The sequence below is a fragment of the Shewanella sp. Isolate11 genome, from assembly GCF_022398315.1.
GTDB lineage: Bacteria > Pseudomonadota > Gammaproteobacteria > Enterobacterales > Shewanellaceae > Shewanella.
The window spans coordinates 109236-128404 of the sequence record NZ_JAKEVF010000002.1; the positions used below are offsets into that span (position 1 = coordinate 109236).

Sequence of the window (19169 nt, forward strand, 5' to 3'; positions counted from 1 at the left end):
CTGTTAGGCGTGTTTTTGGCTTGCTACTTCTGCGTTGAATGGCCTCACAAGGGAATAACCATTACATCATTCATCCGCCTTGAATGAGTGGCCTAAAATTCGCTGAGTAGATCACTTTCTTAGACTGATTGCTCTAAGAAACTAAATGAAACTAAAAGGTGGCTAAATTCGGCGATAAAATACGATTTGTCATACCCAAAGCCTAGCTTAATTGGTAGGATCCTTTTTTTGTGTCTTCTTTTATTGGGTTTTGCTTTTGAATTCGCCACATCACCCCCTGTCTAATGCCTTCTTAAAGCTGTGTTATCAACTTGATGCCTCTAAGATCCGTCGTCGTCTGTTTCGTTTAAACAAGCAGCAAGATAGTGATAAAAAGCGTGCTGAGCTCGATAAACTTGAAGCGATTGCAATAGAGGCGGCGGCGAAAGTTCAGCAGCGCAGAAATGACTTGCCTGAAATAAGCTATCCAGAAGAGCTGCCTATTTCGCAAAAGCGTGATGAAATTGCCCGAGCGATTGCCGGCCATCAAGTAGTGATTGTTGCCGGTGAAACCGGTTCGGGTAAGACCACCCAACTGCCTAAAATCTGCTTAGAGTTAGGCTTAGGGACAAGAGGATTAATTGGTCATACACAACCGCGTCGTTTGGCAGCGCGCAGTGTCGCGACCCGTGTGGCCGAGGAATTAGCCAGCCCACTTGGAGAAGTGGTTGGTTTTAAGGTTCGCTTTGCCGATGCCATTAAACCCAGCTCCTATATCAAGTTGATGACCGACGGTATCTTGTTGGCCGAACTTACTTCAGATAAATACCTCGATCAGTATGACACCATCATCATTGATGAAGCCCATGAGCGAAGCCTGAATATCGATTTCATTTTGGGTTATCTCAAAAATGTCCTTAAAAAGCGTCCCGATCTTAAGGTGATCATCACCTCGGCCACCATAGATGTGGAGCGTTTCTCAAAGCACTTTAACAATGCCCCAGTAATTGAAGTCTCAGGGCGTACATATCCGGTGGAGACCCGTTACCGCCCTCTAGTGCGCGACCAAGATGAAGATTTAGATTTGACCGAAGGTATTTTTGCCGCGGTGGAAGAGCTGATGCGTGAAGGCACTGGCGATATTCTGATCTTTATGAATGGTGAGCGTGAAATTCGCGATGTAGCCGACCAGCTTAACAAACAACAATATCGTGATACCGAAATTTTACCCTTGTATGCGCGCTTGTCTTATGGGGAACAATCTAAGGTATTTAAGAGCCATATTGGCCGCCGTATTGTGCTGGCGACTAACGTGGCCGAGACCTCACTAACGGTTCCGGGGATCCGTTATGTTATTGACCCTGGTACCGCTCGTATCAGTCGCTACAGTTACCGAACCAAAGTTCAGCGCTTACCAATTGAGCCTATCTCACAAGCCAGTGCTAATCAGCGTCAGGGACGTTGTGGTCGTGTGGCCCCGGGGATCTGTATTCGTCTCTATGATGAAACCGACTTTAACAGTCGTCCCGAGTTTACTGACCCTGAGATCCTTCGCACCAACTTAGCCTCGGTGATTTTGCAGATGCTCGCCATTGGACTAGGTGATATTGAAGGTTTCCCTTTTATTCAGCCACCTGATTCACGTTATATCCGCGATGGTTTTTTACTGCTTGAAGAGTTGCAATCGGTTAAAAAGCACAAAGGCCAGCTACAGCTGACGCCTCTAGGTCGACAGTTAGCATCAATTCCGGTTGACCCAAGACTGGCACGTATGGTGATCCAAGCCAATGAATATGGCTGTTTGCATGAGGTGTTGGTGATTACCGCAGGCTTATCTATTCAAGACCCTCGAGAGCGTCCACTCGATAAGAAGCAGGCGGCGGATGAAGCCCATAGACGTTTCAATGACAAAGACTCGGACTTTATGGCATGGGTAAACCTGTGGGATCACATTAAAACTGAGCAGAAGGCACATAGCGCTAGTCAATTCAGAAAACGTTGTAAGCAGGAGTTTTTAGCCTATCTTCGTGTGCGTGAGTGGCAGGACTTATACGCTCAACTGCGTCAGGCGGTGCACGATTTAAAATGGAAGCTCAATAGCGAGCCTGCCGATTATGAATTACTGCATAAATCGCTGCTAACAGGCCTGCTGAGCCATGTGGGTTTTAAAGATAAAGACAACGAGTATGTTGGTGCCAGAAACCGTAAGTTTTTCGTGTTTCCCGGCTCGCCACTGGCAAAGAAAGGCCCCAAATGGGTTATGGCAGCCGAACTGACCGAAACTTCACGTTTGTTCGCTCGTTGCTGCGCTAAAATTCAGCCGGAGTGGATTGAGCCGCTCGCGGCGCATTTAGTAAAGAAAAACTATCTAGAGCCACATTTTGAGGCAAAACAGGGCAGTGTGGTCGCCTTGGAAAATCAGCAACTTTATGGTTTGACTATCGTCAATCGTCGCCGGGTGCAATATGGCCCTATCGAACCTGTCGAAGCGCGTGAGATTTTTATTCGTAGCGCCTTAGCCGATGGCGAGCTGCGAACCAATGAAGCCTTTTTCGTTAAAAATCGTAAGCTGTTACAAGATATTGAAGCTTTAGAGCATAAGTCGCGCCGCCGAGATATTCTGGTAGATGAGCAAGCGCTGTATGCTTTTTATGAGCCGCGTATTCCTCAAGGCATTTATAACGCGCCTAAGTTACTTAGCTGGTGGAAGAAAGAGAAACGGCAAAATCCAGATTTGCTCGACTTTGAACGTGAACAGTTGATGAAGCGCTCGGATGAGCATATTTCGGCGTTGGATTTTCCTGATTATTGGCATCAAGGCAACTTAAAGCTAAGTCTCAGTTATCATTTTGAGCCAGCAGACAGTGACGATGGGGTGTCGGTGCATATTCCTGTTGCCTTGCTTAATCAAATCGATAGTGCAGGGTTTGACTGGCAAGTGCCGGGACTGAGGGAAGAGAAATGTATCGCCTTGATAAAATCTTTGCCTAAGACGCTAAGACGTAACTTTGTGCCCGCGCCTGATTATGCTCATGCCTGCTTACAGGCGATGACGAGTCAGCAAAATACTCAATCTAAAAATGGTAAAAACAGCACTAATGAGTTGAATTTGCTTGAAGCCATGTGTAAGCAACTATTGCGAATGAGCGGTGTACGGATAAGTGCTGATGATTTTGATGTAAGCCAGCTAACTCAACATCTGTTGATTAACTTCAAGGTAGAAGATGATAAAGGCAAGCTTATTGCTCAAGGCCGAGATCTAGAGCTGCTTAAAGGTCAATTGCAAGGGCAAGTGACCCAAGCTATTCGTAATGTGGCTGAAACTGGCATAGAGCAACAAGCGTTAACCGCTTGGAGTTTTGGTGAGCTGCCTAAGCAGTATGAAAAGCGTAAAGGCAATTTTGAAGTCAAAGCGTTTCCTGCGTTGGTGGATGATATGTCCAGTGTGTCTATCGCGCTGTTTGACGATGAAAATGAAGCAAACCGCGCGCATCGTAACGGTGTACAGCGTTTGCTATTACTCAATATCCCATCGCCGGTGAAACACCTGCAAAACAGCTTGCCCAATAAGGCGAAGTTGGCGATGTATTTTAATCCGTTTGGCCAAGTGCAATATTTGATCGATGATATTTTGTCGGCTGCGGTACAGCAGTTGCTGGATGAAAAAGGCATTGATGTCCGCAGCGAGCAAGCCTTCGAGCAAGCTAAAGATTGGGTGCGACAAGAGCTTAATCCTACCGCGGCTAAATTGGCCTTACAGGTTGAAGAGATCTTAACCTTATATCAGAAGGTGAAGAAGCGCCTTAAAGGTAAAATAAGCCTAGATATCGCTTTTGCAATGAGTGACATTCAAACCCAGCTCGATAAACTGGTGTTTAAAGGGTTTGTCGAGCAATCTGGTTGGCAGCGCCTAAGTGATTTAGTGCGATATATTAAGGCGATAGATAATCGACTGGATAAATTACCTGTCGATCCAAATCGTGACCGCTTACATTTGCACAGCATTACAAATGTGCAGCAGGCCTTAGACGCTCAGCTTGCCAAAGTACCACGTACTTCGCCAACACCCGATGCGCTGCTCGATGCCCGCTGGATGATTGAAGAGTATCGAGTGTCCTGTTTTGCCCAGGTTTTGGGAACAGCTTATCCTATCTCTGAAAAGCGGATTCTCAATCGAATTAACGAAGTTTGACTTGATTTCATTCAATATTAAGCACCTGTTACCAGGTGCTTTTTTTTATTCTTTTACAACTACCCCTATCGATATATTTTGTCATGTTAAACCACTTTATTGCTTACCAATTCCTCGAATAAGAACTATGTTTCAGTAAATTATGAATAGCTAATGTATTCATTTAATTGCTTTCTCAATCGAAAATTACACTTGTAGTGAGTGATCTAGGTTTTATCTGTACTAAAAGGATGATCTAGATCAAACATGCATACAGTTTACTGATTAAGAGGTATACAGATTGTTAACTCGTTATTGCTAACATGCTGCATAAGGAGATTAGTGCTGTAATTGGCTGTCTTACTTAACAAAATTTAGCTCATATTGTCGTTCTGTACCCTAGGTGCAAAACTGACATGATCTGTTGGAGGATGCATGAGTTCCACATCAAATGAAGAGAAAAGTTTAGAGCTGAAAATATTTGTGTTTCTAACCGTTTTTCTTGCACCACTGCTTTCTGTGTTATTGGTTTCTGGACTGGGGTTTGCCATCTGGTTTAGCCAGATCATTATGGGGCCACCAGGCGCAGGCTAATTCAAGTTATTAAATAAGTAAGAAAAACTAATTAAATAAAGAGTGATTTTATTAATGAGCAAAGAACTTCACGTAACAAGCTTAGTGGTTCAGGTAAAACCTGAGCAGATGTCTAATGTTAGGCAGGCCATTATGAAGATGGAAAATGCTGAGCTGTCTGTTAACGATGAGGTAAAACTCGTGGTGGTGTTGGAAGGCGAGACTCAGAAGGGGTTATTGTCCGATATCGAGACCATAAACCATATTGAGGGTGTATTGTCGGCCGCGATGGTTTATCACCAAAGTGAAATGCTTGAAGAGGGTGAGAAATGAATATGAATAGACGTGAATTTATGAAGGCTAATGCGGCAATGACAGCTGCTGCAGCTGCTGGATTAGCACTCCCTGCTGGTGCTAGCAATTTAATTACCAGTTCAGAACAAACCAAACTTGAGTGGAACAAAGCACCTTGTCGTTTCTGCGGTACGGGTTGTTCGGTTATTGTTGCCACTCGTGATGGCAAAGTGGTTGCTACTCATGGCGATGCAGAGAGTGAAGTGAACCGCGGATTAAACTGCATTAAAGGTTATTTCCTGTCCAAAATCATGTACGGCAAAGACAGACTTAATACGCCAATGCTTCGAATGACTAACGGAAAATATGATAAGCATGGCGAATTTACTCCTGTGAGCTGGGATACCGCATTCGATACCATGGCGGAGAAATGGAAGCAGACCATTAAGGCTAAAGGTCCCACCGCTGTGGGAATGTTTGGCTCGGGTCAGTGGACGGTTTGGGAAGGTTATGCTGCTTCTAAACTGATGAAAGCAGGTTTTGGTTCAAATAATATTGATCCTAATGCACGTCACTGCATGGCATCCGCCGTGGGAGGTTTTATGCGTACCTTTGGTATCGATGAACCCATGGGATGTTATGATGATATGGAACATGCCGATGCCTTTGTGCTTTGGGGTTCTAATATGGCAGAGATGCATCCCATTTTATGGAGCCGAGTAACGGATCGCCGTTTAAGTGCCCCTCATGTTAAAGTGTCAGTATTATCTACCTTTACCCACCGCTCATTTGATTTAGCTGATTTGGGAATCGTCTTTACACCTCAAACTGATTTGGCGATGCTTAATTTTATTGCCAATTACATCATTCAAAATGATGCTGTTAACTGGGATTTTGTTAACAAACATACCACCTTCCGTAAAGGCGAAACCGATATTGGCTATGGACTTCGTCCAACGCATCCTTTGCAGCAAAAGGCCAAGAATGTGAAAACTGCGGGTGAGTCGACCCCAATTGATTTCGAGGCCTTCAAAGCTTTCGTCGCCGACTATGATGTTACATCGGTGAGTAAACTTTCTGGCGTTCCAGAAGACAAACTGATTGAGCTGGCAAAGATTTATGCCGATCCAAATACTAAGGTGACCTCATTCTGGACTATGGGTTTTAACCAGCATACTCGTGGTGTGTGGTGTAACAACCTGATTTATAACATTCACCTGCTAACAGGTAAGATTTCTACTCCCGGCAACAGTCCTTTTTCGTTGACAGGTCAACCTTCTGCCTGTGGCACAGCACGTGAAGTGGGGACCTTCTCACATCGTTTGCCTGCAGATTTAGTGGTTAATAACCCTGAGCACAGAAAGATTGCCGAGAAAATTTGGAACATCCCTGATGGCATTATTCCACCTAAGCCTGGCTATCATGCGGTAGAACAGAATCGCCGTCTTAAAGATGGCGACCTTAATGCTTACTGGGTACAGGTGAATAACAACATGCAGGCAGCCCCGAATATCAACGAGGAAGGCTTACCTGGTTACCGCAACCCAGAAAACTTTATCGTAGTGTCGGATGCTTATCCTACGGTGACCACGCAGGCTGCCGACCTTATTTTACCAACTGCAATGTGGGTGGAAAAAGAGGGTGCCTATGGTAATGCCGAGCGTCGTACCCAGTTCTGGCATCAGATGGTCAAAGCTCCGGGTGAATCTCGCTCAGATTTGTGGCAATTAATGGAGTTTTCTAAGCGCTTTATCACCGATGAAGTGTGGCCAAAAGCCGTTTTAGCGGCCAACCCTCAATATAAAGGGAAAACCCTGTTTGAAGTGCTCTATCAAAATGGCAATGTTGATAAATTTCCATTAGAGCAGACCGATCCTAAGTACATGAATGAGGAGGCTCATCATTTTGGGTTCTATGTCCAAAAAGGTCTGTTTGAAGAGTACGCAACCTTTGGCCGTGGTCATGGGCATGATTTAGCACCATTTGATACTTATCATCAAGTACATGGCCTCCGTTGGCCTGTAGTTAACGGCAAAGAGACTAAATGGCGTTTCCGTGAAGGCAGTGATCCTTATGTTAAGCCTGGCTCAGGATTTGAATTTTACGGTAAGCCTGACGGTAAAGCCGTTATCTTCGCCTTACCTTATGAGCCTGCTGCGGAGTCACCCGATGAAGAGTACGACATCTGGTTATCGACTGGTCGCGTATTAGAGCATTGGCATTCAGGCTCAATGACACAGCGGGTTCCTGAACTTTATCGCGCTTTCCCTGATGCCGTTTGTTTTATGCATCCTGATGATGCTAAAAAGCGCGGATTACGTCGCGGTGATGAAGTCAAAGTCATTTCACGTCGTGGTGAGATTAAGACTCGAGTTGAAACTCGTGGTCGAAATAAGCCTCCGGTAGGACTTGTTTTTGTGCCTTGGTTTGATGCAAGCCAGCTTATCAATAAAGTCACGCTTGATGCGACAGATCCATTGTCAAAACAAACAGACTTTAAAAAATGTGCGGTAAAAGTGGTTAAGGCATAAGGAGCATGACCATGAAACTAATAATAAATGTGACTTTAGCCGTGATGATGACTGCAAGCGCTTTTGCGGCTTTTTCTAGCGATGCGGCAAGTGTGCCAGAGGATAAAATAGCGACCTTAAGGCAAGCGCCGATATCAACGAACCCTACGCCACCAGTGATGCAAAAAGTGCGTAACACAGATGTAAAAGAGGTACGTAACTATCCGATGCAGCCGCCGGTTATTCCTCATAAAATTGATGGCTATCAAATTGATTTAAAAGTAAATAAGTGTATGTCTTGCCATGCTAGAAAGCGTGTCGGCGACTCGCAAGCGCCTATGGTCAGTGTGACTCACTATATGGATAGAGAGAATAACTTTTTAGCCGATTTGTCACCCAGACGTTATTTCTGTACCCAGTGCCATGTTCCACAGCTAGATGCGAAGATGTTAGTTGAAAATGACTTCATTGATATTGATCACCTCATTAAAGCTGAAGCTACTAAGCACTAGGAGTTAACCTATGTTAGATAAGTTAAAAAAAATCTGGCAGGTACTAAGAAAACCCAGCGTGCATTTTAGCTTAGGTTTTCTTACCTTAGGTGGGTTCGTCGCAGGGGTGATTTTTTGGGGGGGATTTAACACTGCACTTGAAGCGACAAACCAGGAGGCTTTCTGTATCAGTTGTCACGAAATGGAAAATAACGTGTATGAGGAATTAAAGACTACCATACACTTTACTAACCGAAGTGGTGTGCGTGCGACCTGCCCAGATTGTCACGTTCCTCATAACTGGACAGATAAGATAGCCCGCAAGATGCAAGCCTCGAAAGAGGTGTGGGGTAAGATATTCGGTACCATTAATACGCGTGATAAGTTTGAGGCCAAGCGCCGCGAACTTGCTGAGCACGAATGGGCTCGACTGAAGGCCAATGACTCGCTTGAATGTCGTAACTGCCACAATTTCGACTACATGGACTTTACTCGTCAATCGACACGTGCTTCCAATATGCATTCCACCTCATTGGCAAGTGGTGAGAAGACCTGTATAGATTGTCATAAGGGTATTGCTCATCACTTACCTGATATGAAAGGGGTCGAAGGCTTCTAATTTCATCATCCATTCGTCTTGATGGTGAGTGAAAATGTTGGGCTAGAGCTTATCGTTAAGGTTATTAAATTGTCTCAGATGGCTCACTAAACAAGGTTAGAACATGTGACCCATCTTAAGTTGAGATTAAAAAAACGCCAGCTTGATGCTGGCGTTTTATTGTTCAATGCCGGCGATTAGGCACGCATGGCCTTGTCGCCGCGGCTGAGACCTACCACGCCAGAGCGAGAGACCTCAACGACCTTAGTGACTTCACCTATGGCGGTGATAAAGGCATCGAGCTTGTCACTGGTGCCAGTCATTTGAATGGTATAAAGCTCAGAAGTGACATCGACAATCTGACCGCGGAAAATATCGGCAGTGCGTTTAACTTCTTCACGTCCGGTCCCTTTGGCTTTGACTTTAACTAAGGCCAGTTCACGCTCGATGTGATTCGATTCAGTGATATTGGATACCTTGAGAATATCAATCAGCTTATGCAGCTGTTTCTCTATTTGTTCCAAAATCGCTTCATCGGCGACCACTGTAATATTAAGCCGTGACAGGGTGATATCGTCAGTGGGCGCAACGGTTAAACTTTCGATGTTGTAACCTCGTTGGGAGAACAAGCCTACAACACGCGATAATGCACCCGGTTGGTTTTCGAGTAATACAGAAATAATTCGACGCATTAGCTTTTCTCCGTTTTGCTGAGCCACATCTCATTCATCGCACCACCTCGAATGAGCATGGGATAAACGTGCTCGGTTTCATCGACGCTGATATCGACGAACACTAGCTTATCTTTCATTGCCAGTGCTTTAGCTAGGCCAGACTCCAATTCGGCGGGATCGCTAATGGTCATGCCAACATGTCCGTAAGCTTCGGCAATTTTGGCAAAATTAGGTACCGAGTCCATGTAGGAGTGGGAGTGACGACCAGAATAGATCATATCCTGCCACTGCTTAACCATCCCAAGGAAGCGGTTATTTAAGTTGATGATTTTTACTGGCGTATCATATTGCAGCGCTGTTGATAACTCTTGAATATTCATCTGAATCGAGCCATCGCCGGTAACACAAATTACCGTCTCATCTGGCATTGCCATTTTCACACCCATCGCCGCGGGTAGGCCGAAGCCCATGGTGCCTAGACCGCCAGAATTGATCCAGCGGCGCGGCTTGTTAAAGGGATAATAAAGCGCGGCAAACATTTGGTGTTGACCCACATCCGAGGCCACATAAGCATCGCCATTGGTCAGCTTGTGCAAGGTTTCAATCACTTGTTGTGGTTTGATGCGGTCACTTTTTCTGTCATAGGCCAAGCTGTCTTTGGCGCGCCATTGATTGATTTCACTCCACCATGTTTCGATAGCGGCACTGTCATTAGACATACTGTTATTTTCAGCCAGTAATGCCAACATATTATCCAAAACATTATCGGCTGAGCCCACAATCGGAATATCGACTCGTACGGTTTTTGAGATAGAAGAGGGGTCTATATCGATATGTAAGATTGTGGCGTTAGGACAATATTTTTCCACATTGTTGGTGGTGCGGTCATCGAAACGTACGCCAATTCCGAAAATAAGGTCACTGTTGTGCATTGCCATATTAGCTTCATAACAACCGTGCATCCCCAACATGCCTAAGCTGTTTGTGTGTGTGCCTGGAAATGCACCTAATCCCATAAGAGTGCTGACCACTGGGATATTAAGTTTCTCAGCTAAGTCGAGAATTTGTTGATCACAACCTGAAATAACAGCACCACCGCCGACATAAAGAACGGGCTTTTTAGCCGCCAACAGGGCTTTTAATCCTCGACGGATCTGACCTTTATGCCCGGTCGTTGTCGGATTATATGAGCGCATATTAATCGCTTCAGGGTACTGATAATCATGTAAAACTTGAGGATTCAAGCAATCTTTTGGAATATCGACAACCACAGGCCCAGGCCGGCCTGTTGAGGCAATATAGAAAGCTTTTTTGATGATCTCTGGAATATCTCTGGCATCTTTGACCAAGAAACTGTGTTTCACTACAGGGCGGGAGATCCCTATCATGTCACATTCTTGGAAAGCGTCATTACCAATCAGGTTGCTGGGCACTTGTCCCGATAACACCACCAGTGGAATAGAGTCCATGTAAGCTGTTGCGATACCGGTAATGGCATTGGTGGCACCTGGGCCTGACGTCACCAGTACTACACCGACTTTGCCAGTGGCACGGGCATAGCCATCGGCCATGTGTACGGCGGCTTGTTCGTGTCTAACTAGGATATGGTCTATGTCTGATTTTTGATGAAGTGCATCGTAGATGTCGAGCACTGAGCCACCGGGGTAGCCGAAAATATGTTTAACGCCTTCGTCGATTAATGATCGAACGATCATACTGGCGCCGCATAACTTCTCCATTTTTGATCCCTCATAAGTTACCGCTACGGTATGCAGTATCTTGATACAGCGACGGTAATCGCTAGAAAAATAGGTTTGAACGGTAGTTCAAACTCCTTAAATCACCCGCAACATGATGTTTAGCTTGTAAGCTTGGGTGAACACTCGAAATCGAGCAGAAATTCATCATATAAAAAAACTAAACGAATACAAGCATTTTCTCGAATTTCGTTAATAAGATGGATGATAATCAAGTTTTTTATAGCAAAACAATACAGAATGCACTGTTTTAGAGGCAGTTTATAAGACTAAAGTAGTGCAGTATGCTGTTTGCATTGAGAGCTAAAGCTATAGCGCACAACAAAACGGGTTAAGCTGTAGACTTAACCCGTTTGATAACGAACCCATCATTTGAGGTAAACGACGGGATCTATAGGTTTTATTCATCAATAAGAATCGGTTTAGCTCGGTGTGCTAAAAACTGAAACAGACCCACTAAGCAGATAGCACCTAGCATCAAAGCAGAGAAGGGGACAGCAGTGCCGGTATAAAACAGCGCAAGTAGCGGTCCAGCTAAGGCGCCAAAACCAAAGCGCAAAGTGCCAATAACGGCGGTAGCTGTGCCAGTTTCTTGCTGAAATTTCATTAACACAATCGCATCGGCGTTAACCGACATGATGCCTAAGAAACCCATGAGTGGAATAAGAGCGGCTACAGTAAAGTGGTAGTCAAGCCCCATTAAGTTCACTAATAGCAAACCCATCCCCGCAATTGCCGCCAAGAAGGTGGCAACCTTGAGCATTCGACGCGAGCCAAAACGTGTGACGATACGACTATTAATGATATTGGCCAGCATTAAGGCGCCGACATTGGTACTAAATAGAATTGCAAACAGTGACTTATCCAAGCCAAAGACTTCCATATACACGAAGGGCGATGCGGTTAAATAACAGAAAAAGGCAAAAGAGGTCATCATGCCGCTAGCAATATGTAGCTTTACCCCAGGTTTGGTAAAGACAACGGCGTAAGCGCCAAAAAAGGATTTTTTACTGCGCTGTTCACTTTGGCTGTCGGAAGGCATTTTGAGTCTATAAATCACCAAAATCAGTAAGATAAAGGCGTAGCTAGCCAAGATGAAAAAGATCAGGTGCCACTCACCTAATTCTAGAATCAAACTGCCTAATGACGGGGCAATAAGTGGAGCTAACATCATGATTAAGCTGACGTAAGACATGCCTTTAGCGGTATTTTGGCCGTAAACTTCTTTGATGTAACTAGGTACAACAACTGTTGCTGCTGCGCCAATAAATGCCTGCACAAAACGTAAGCCCAAAAACAGTTCTACCTTAGTCACAAAGCCAATGGCTAAGCTGACTAACATAAATCCGCTTAAGCCTAAGATAACCAGCGGACGACGGCCTATTCTGTCGGCTATTGGCCCAAAAGTGAGCATGCCTAAGCCATAGCCTGCTAAGTAAATACTCAAAGATTGCTGTACTGTTGTGACGCTGGTGTTGAAACTATCGGCGAGCGTGGTCATGGCTGGCAGATACATATCGATAGCTAGTGGTGTGATGGCAACAATGGCCGAAAGCATTGGGATTAGTAATGCAAGGTTAGGGATAAGAATTGCTGGTTTACTCGTTTGCGGATCAGACGCTTGATTCACGCACACCTCTATCTGTGATAGTTGAAAAATAAGATGTGATAACAGAAGAATTGAATGTTATCTGAGAGAGTTTAATTGTAAGACATCGGCATTTAGTTTGGCTAATGTTTTATTATCACAAAATTTGTGACTTAAGTTTCGCTTTTTTAGGTCTTTATCGCAGGATAAACATCAGCGCCTGTTGGTTGAGGAAAGAAAGGTGACTACAAGTATCAATAGCAGGAGTTAATAATTTACTGGTCGCTATTCCCCTTGCTTGCGAAAACGAACTCATCACCAGAGGCTAACCAAGTCGGGTATTTTTTCATGATATTGATAAATAGTTCACTATTAAGTTGGCGTTCCAGCCAGGCTTGTACATTGGGATAGGGGGCACTCTGCCACCAAGCTAAATTCACATGGGCGAACTGACGGATAAAGGGAAAAATCCCAATATCAGCGATAGACAGCTTGCTGCCCATGAGATTAGCCTGTTTCGATAATGCTTGTTCTAGCATATCGATGAACTGCTCACCCTGCTGACGATAATAGTCTTCGCTATGCTGTGGATGTCTATCGGCATATTTGTATTTGTCGAGCCAAGGTTTGAATTGAAGATCATTGTGTTTAATCAACGCCATCGCTGCTTGCTGTTGCGTGGGACTATTTTTCAGCAACAAATCTTGTGGATCATTGTTTCTCAGTGCCCAAAGTATGATGTCGAGACTTTCATCGATAACTTGACCACTGGCTAGAATCAATACGGGAACAGTGCCTTTAGGGCTGGCTTGTAGCATGGGCTCAGGTTTATGTTTCAACACGATTTCACGCAACATCACAATTTGATGAGCTGCTAATAAGCCGAGTCTGGCTCGCATGGCATAGGGGCAACGGCGAAAAGAATACAGAGTAGGGTGGGACATAGAGGCTCCTGTAGGTGAGCGACTATTTTTCCCTGCTTTGGCGTAAATCGCAAGTTAGTCCAGCTATGGCTTAATAACCTTACTTTTTATACCTGTTTATATGAATGTGATTTAGGTAGAATTCGCGCCAGTTTTGCGGTCTAGGTCACTTTTGGTCGCGTGTTTATGCACTGGGGATTAAGCCTCAGCCAGCAGAAAGAGGAAGTTATGTCTCAAGTCGTTGTTTGTGCGTTATATAAGTTTGTTGCTTTACCCGATTATGCCGCGATACAGAAGCCACTATTGGCGTTTATGGAGCAAGCGGGTATCAAAGGAACCCTACTGCTTGCCAGTGAAGGGATTAACGGAACCGTTGCTGGAACCCAATCGGCTATTGATGAATTACTTATTTGGCTAGATAAGCAGCCCGGTCTGGATAATATTGTTCATAAAGTTTCATTCGATGATGAAATGCCGTTTTACCGTACCAAGGTGAAGCTCAAGAAAGAGATCGTCACCATGGGTGTTGAAGGCATAGACCCACGCAAAGTAGTGGGAACTTATGTTAAGCCTCAAGATTGGAATCAGCTGATTTCTGACCCTGAGGTCTTGCTTATCGATACCCGTAACGACTACGAAGTCAGTATCGGTACCTTTCAAAATGCGGTTGATCCCAAGACACAAACCTTCAGAGAGTTTCCTGAATATGTAAAACAAAATCTCGATCCCAATAAACACAAGAAAGTTGCTATGTTCTGCACTGGTGGTATTCGTTGTGAAAAATCGACTGCTTATTTAAAAGAGCAGGGGTTTGATGAGGTATATCACTTAGAAGGTGGCGTACTTAAATATTTGGAAGAGGTCGAGCCAGAGAAGAGTATGTGGCAGGGTGAATGTTTCGTATTCGATAATCGTGTGTCGGTTAACCATCAGTTAGAGAAAGGCGAATACGACCAATGTAATGCTTGCCGTCTACCCATTACTGAAGAAGATAAAGCCAGTGAGCATTTTGTCAAAGGCATTAGCTGCCCACATTGTATCGATAAGGTATCAGACAAGCAGCGTCAGCGTTTTGCCGAGCGTGAGCGTCAAGTTCAGTTGGCTAAGGCTCGTGGTGAGTCGCATATTGGTAGTGATGTCAATTCTGTTATTGAACAGCGCCGTCAGCGCAAGCTTGAACTAAAGCAAAATCAACAGGATGAAATTAACTAAGTTAGAAAGTGAAATTATTATTGGCGAAATACTGTACTTTTGCCATTTCTGACTATACTTAAATTACTGCTACTGATGAGTTGCATCGGGTGACAAGTCAGTTTCTCCTGCAGTGTTGATAAAGATAAGATTAGCGTTGGTTTTTAACTTTATCAGCTCTCCAAATAAAAAGAGCGAGTGTTGCGTTAAGCAAGACTCGCTTTTTTTGTCTATTTTTCTGGCAACGTCCCTTGAACTTATACCAATCAGCCTATTTTTATTTTATCTAATTTAACATTCGCTATTTACTTAGCCTGCTAAACAAATATAATAGTTAGCAAGCTAAGTATATAGGGAAAGTGATGAATAAACATGACCTGCATGAACAAACATCAGTAGCAGAACGATTAGCTCGATTGTCACGCTTGTGCCGTACGGTGGCTGATGAAGAGTTAGCTCCATTGGCGTTTACCTATTCAAGGTGGACCGCATTATGGAAGCTGTACCGAATGGGACAGGATGTTAGTCAAAAAGATCTCGCAGACTCATTAGAGATTGAATTGGCGTCTTTGATGCGAACTCTTGGACAGTTAGAAGAACAAGAACTTATTGAGCGCCACTGTTGTCCTCACGATAAACGCGTTCGCCGCGTCTCACTTACAGCCCAGGGCTTTGACGTGATTGAGTCTATCAAGCTGAAAATTTTCAATATTCGTCAACAATTATTTGCCGGGATCAGCGCTGAAAACATGGCTTTGTTTGAGTCCGTCATGCAGCAGATAACCGATAATGCATTGAATAAGTTACACCCATCTACATCAGAAAAGGATACCGAGTCAGTATGACACCCGATCAACAATTTACCCGTTTGGTTAAACTCTCCATCGTCGGTTTTATGTTGCTGTTTGGCTATTTTATTTTTGCCGATTTGAAGATGCCTATCACCACAGAAGCGATGGCAACTCGTATGATCACCCAAGTAGCGCCGCAGATCAGTGGTCGTGTTGTGGGCGTTGCAGTGACAAATAACCAACAAGTTAAACAGGGACAATTACTGTTTAATTTAGATCCTAAGCCATATCAGTTGGCACTAGAACAAGCCAATTTATCGCTGGAACAGGCTAAACAAGATAATGCCGAGCTCGATGCCGCAATCGAAGTGGCTCGCGCCGATGTGAATACCAAAACCACCACTTATCAACTAAAGCAGCGTGAAGCGAAACGCTTACAATCACTATATGATAATCACAGTGTTTCTCAGCAAGCGATCGATCAAGCTCAAACCGAAGTTAAATCGAGTTTATCGCAACTGCTTGCCGCCAAAGCACAGCTGGCAAAATCACAAACCTTAAGAGGCGAGTTAGGCCAAGATAATTTACGATTACGCCAAGCAAAGAATAATCTCGATAAAGCCAAACTTAACCTAAGCTATACCCAAGTTCGCGCCGAGCAAGATGGCATTGTGACTAATTTACAGCTCGCTTCGGGCAATATGGTAAATAATGGTACTGCTGTCATGGCATTGGTACTGAACGATGTGGATGTGATTGCCGATTTTCGTGAGAAAAGCCTGCGTCATGTCATTCCCGGCTCAATAGCCTTAGTTGCGTTCGATGGTCAGCCTGGCAATTTATATCAAGCAGAAGTGAACAGTATAGATGCAGGTGTCAGTACGGCGCAGTTTGCTGCCGATGGTAGTTTGGCTACGCCAACTGAATCGACTCGTTGGGTGAGGGATGCACAACGGTTTCGTTTGCATTTAAACCTCGATCCGCAGCTGATTGCTCAGCTACCAGCGGGTGCTAAAGCGACAGTACAGTTACAACCTCAAGGCACGCTATTACAGTTTTTTGCTAAGCTGCAGATCAAGTTAATCAGCCTGCTACATTTTATCTACTGAGGCCATTATGTTATTGATTCGTCATCACCCTTTGAGTGATAACGGCCTAAGACAATGTTTACGTATTGCCACTGGGGCGACTTTAGGTTTTTTGATTGCCAAAGTATTTGAATTCAACAACACCGTGTTTTTTACCGTCACCCCTATGCTACTGCTTGGATTAGTGCCGGTAATGAATATGCGTGTTAGTCGACAAGTTGTGGTCGCATCGGTGCTCTCAATTGTTGAAGTGGGCGTTATTGCTGCGCTGTTTGCTGGCAAGCCTGTGGTGATGACTATGATTGCCTTTGTGTTGTTTCTGTATCGATTTGCAGCTATGTCCCGTGGTCCGCTGTTTTTATTTGGTGCTAATGGGGTGATTAGCCTCAGTATTATGCTGCATTTTGCAAGTTATCCCGATACAGATCTAAATGACCTGATCTTCTGTAATTTCTGGGGACATATTACCTCTATTGGCATCGCGTTTTTAATGATGGTGGTTTTCCCCGACGTTGAGGAGCGAGCCGCACCAGAAGGTGTTACTAAGGCGCCTCACCGTATGCGTCATGAGGCTTTATTAGGCGCGACGGTTGCTAGCTTATCATTTGCAGTTTTCCAAATTTTCGACCTGCGAGATTCACTATCGGCGCAAGCGACCACATTACTTTTACTGTTCCCAATGCATTGGAACGGCGCATTAAGCTATGCTCGTCTGCGTGCATTTGGCACTGTGCTTGGAGTGAGTTGTGGCTTGTTAATTCAGTTACTTCTATATCGTTGGTCACATGAATTATTATTGATATTACCGCTATTTTGGATATTTAGTTTGTTATTCAGTCAGGCACACATCACCGAGGCACTGGGCTCAGGTGTCGGATTTGGTGGAATGACGACTATGGGTATCCTTTATGGCCAATATTTAACGCCAAATAATGATTTAATTTATAGTGGGCTCTACCGAGTTAGTAGTATTTTAGTGGCAACAATAGGCACTTTAATTGCCTGTTATTTGGTGCATTCACTATTAAACCGCTTTGAATCGACACGATTTGGTGAATAGCTATCACGCTTCACCTTAATCGATTTCCTTAGTTTGCCTTTTGATCTCAGTGTGCTATTTTTCACGGCCTTTTGGAGTCGTTGGAGCTTTATTGATGTTTGTTGGATTCGATTACGGTAGTGCTAACTGTGCTATTGGTGTGATGCAGCAAGGCGAGATCCGTTTGCTGCCCTTGGCCGGTGACAGCAATTATTTAGTATCAACCTTATATGCCTTCGACCGTGACTTGATCTGTGAAGCCGTACACAAAGCCTTGCCTGTTGATCAGCAAGCACAATACGCTAAGTTGCGAGCCGCGCAGCTCAGCCGAGCCCGATTTGCTCGCCAAGAGTTAGATTTAGACGTCGATGAACCTGCGGTATTTGTGGGTGAAGCAGCGGTACAGCATTATCTTGAAATGCCCGAAGAGGGCTTTTATGTCCGATCACCTAAATCGTTTTTAGGTGCAACAGGTTTACGAGCCGATCAAGTGGCGTTATTTGAAGATATTGTCACCATGATGATGTTGCATATCAAACAACGCGCCGATGCACTGTTAGCCGATAGTGGGCAATTGATCACTCATGCGGTGATTGGTCGTCCAGTTAACTTTCAAGGCATAGGCGGTGAAGAGAGTAACCGCCAAGCTGAGCAGATCTTAAGTCTGGCTGCCGCTAGAGCCGGATTCGAAGAAGTCGCTTTCCTGTTTGAACCCATTGCAGCCGGAATGGATTTTGAAGCCAGTTTAAGCCGTGATTTAACTACTTTAGTTGTGGATATCGGCGGCGGTACTTCAGATTGTTCAGTCGTGAAAATGGGGCCATCTCATATTATTAAAGCCGATCGCAGCGAAGATTTTCTTGGTCATAGTGGTCAGCGAATAGGGGGTAACGATCTTGATATCGCCTTGGCCATGAAGGCATTTATGCCGCATCTGGGCTTAGACAGTAAGATGGATAACGGCTTACCCGTACCGAGTAAACCGTTTTGGAATGCAGTGGCGGTCAATGATATTAGTGCTCAGCGAGATTTTGCCAGTTTAAGTTGCCGCACTATGATCAAAGAGTTGATTAAAGATGCCGAGCGTGCCGATTTACTGCAACATTTGTTGAAAGTGCAACAGGATCACTTAGGTTATCGTCTGGTTCGTAGCGCTGAAGCCGCTAAAATTGCGCTTTCTGATGTGGAGCAGACCCAAGTCGCGCTGGACTATATTAATGTTGAACTCAATGCTAACGTGGATGAGTCGCTGTTTACCCACTCGGTGTCCGAGCCTGTTAGGCAGATAAAAAACTTGATGGCGAGTGCAATTAAACAAGCCAATGTCATGCCTGATATTATTTATGTCACTGGTGGTACGGCTAAAAGTCCGGCGGTTTACCAGAGCATTTCCGCCGCTTATCCAGATATTGAAATTGTGGTAGGTGACCACTTTGCCAGTGTTGCTGCAGGCCTAACTCGTTGGTCACAAAAGCTATTCGCTTAAATTTCGGTAATGATAT

Annotated in this window: 15 protein-coding genes; 11 read left to right on the forward strand and 4 right to left on the reverse strand. The window is 44.5% G+C overall.

Features of this window, described 5'->3' with window-relative positions; all coding sequences use genetic code 11:
- Window positions 1-250: 250 nt before the first annotated feature.
- From hrpA to L1D21_RS05790, 6 genes are all read left to right on the forward strand, one after another.
- Window positions 251-4171 carry an ATP-dependent RNA helicase HrpA gene (gene hrpA / locus L1D21_RS05765; RefSeq protein WP_239844311.1) on the forward strand — a complete coding sequence of 1307 codons (3921 nt, stop codon included), beginning with the start codon at window positions 251-253 and terminating at the stop codon, window positions 4169-4171.
- Between the two features lie 414 nt (window positions 4172-4585).
- Window positions 4586-4744: a periplasmic nitrate reductase, NapE protein gene (locus L1D21_RS05770; protein ID WP_220071050.1), complete on the forward strand. Its 159-nt coding sequence runs from the start codon at window positions 4586-4588 to the stop codon at window positions 4742-4744.
- A 54-nt stretch (window positions 4745-4798) separates the two neighbouring features.
- Window positions 4799-5056 (forward strand): chaperone NapD, encoded by a 258-nt coding sequence (locus tag L1D21_RS05775; RefSeq protein WP_239844312.1) that lies wholly within the window; start codon window positions 4799-4801, stop codon window positions 5054-5056.
- 2 nt (window positions 5057-5058) lie between these two features.
- Window positions 5059-7548: a nitrate reductase catalytic subunit NapA gene (napA, locus tag L1D21_RS05780; RefSeq protein WP_239844313.1), complete on the forward strand. Its 2490-nt coding sequence runs from the start codon at window positions 5059-5061 to the stop codon at window positions 7546-7548.
- Between the two features lie 44 nt (window positions 7549-7592).
- Window positions 7593-8039: a nitrate reductase cytochrome c-type subunit gene (locus L1D21_RS05785; protein WP_239844919.1), complete on the forward strand. Its 447-nt coding sequence runs from the start codon at window positions 7593-7595 to the stop codon at window positions 8037-8039.
- Between the two features lie 10 nt (window positions 8040-8049).
- The gene (locus L1D21_RS05790) at window positions 8050-8637 is read left to right on the forward strand and encodes a cytochrome c3 family protein (RefSeq protein ID WP_239844314.1); all 588 of its coding nucleotides are present in this window, start codon (window positions 8050-8052) and stop codon (window positions 8635-8637) included.
- Window positions 8638-8813: 176 nt separating this feature from the next.
- On the opposite strand, the gene ilvN is transcribed toward L1D21_RS05790, so the two are convergent.
- From ilvN to L1D21_RS05810, 4 genes are all read right to left on the reverse strand, one after another.
- The gene (gene ilvN, locus L1D21_RS05795; RefSeq protein WP_239844315.1) at window positions 8814-9308 is read right to left on the reverse strand and encodes an acetolactate synthase small subunit; all 495 of its coding nucleotides are present in this window, start codon (window positions 9306-9308) and stop codon (window positions 8814-8816) included.
- On the reverse strand, window positions 9308-11029 hold the full coding sequence (locus L1D21_RS05800; protein ID WP_239844316.1) for an acetolactate synthase 3 large subunit: 1722 nt from the start codon (window positions 11027-11029) through the stop codon (window positions 9308-9310). The genes ilvN and L1D21_RS05800 overlap by 1 nt, the downstream gene beginning before the upstream one ends.
- Before the next feature lie 418 nt (window positions 11030-11447).
- The gene (locus L1D21_RS05805) at window positions 11448-12677 is read right to left on the reverse strand and encodes a multidrug effflux MFS transporter (RefSeq protein WP_239844317.1); all 1230 of its coding nucleotides are present in this window, start codon (window positions 12675-12677) and stop codon (window positions 11448-11450) included.
- A 233-nt stretch (window positions 12678-12910) separates the two neighbouring features.
- Window positions 12911-13579: a glutathione S-transferase gene (locus tag L1D21_RS05810; RefSeq protein ID WP_239844318.1), complete on the reverse strand. Its 669-nt coding sequence runs from the start codon at window positions 13577-13579 to the stop codon at window positions 12911-12913.
- Between the two features lie 207 nt (window positions 13580-13786).
- Here L1D21_RS05810 and L1D21_RS05815 point away from each other — a divergent pair, with 207 nt between their 5' ends.
- From L1D21_RS05815 to yegD, 5 genes are all read left to right on the forward strand, one after another.
- Window positions 13787-14770, forward strand: a complete 984-nt coding sequence (locus L1D21_RS05815) for a rhodanese-related sulfurtransferase (protein WP_239844319.1) — start codon at window positions 13787-13789, stop codon at window positions 14768-14770.
- Between the two features lie 341 nt (window positions 14771-15111).
- A complete protein-coding gene (locus tag L1D21_RS05820; protein ID WP_239844320.1) occupies window positions 15112-15594 on the forward strand; it encodes a MarR family transcriptional regulator in 483 nt (160 codons plus the stop codon).
- Complete coding sequence (locus L1D21_RS05825) at window positions 15591-16649, forward strand: HlyD family secretion protein (protein ID WP_239844321.1); 1059 nt, start codon at window positions 15591-15593, stop codon at window positions 16647-16649. The genes L1D21_RS05820 and L1D21_RS05825 overlap by 4 nt, the downstream gene beginning before the upstream one ends.
- Window positions 16650-16656: 7 nt before the next feature.
- Window positions 16657-17688 carry a DUF2955 domain-containing protein gene (locus L1D21_RS05830; protein WP_239844322.1) on the forward strand — a complete coding sequence of 344 codons (1032 nt, stop codon included), beginning with the start codon at window positions 16657-16659 and terminating at the stop codon, window positions 17686-17688.
- Between the two features lie 94 nt (window positions 17689-17782).
- On the forward strand, window positions 17783-19153 hold the full coding sequence (yegD, locus tag L1D21_RS05835; RefSeq protein WP_239844323.1) for a molecular chaperone: 1371 nt from the start codon (window positions 17783-17785) through the stop codon (window positions 19151-19153).
- Window positions 19154-19169 lie beyond the last annotated feature (16 nt).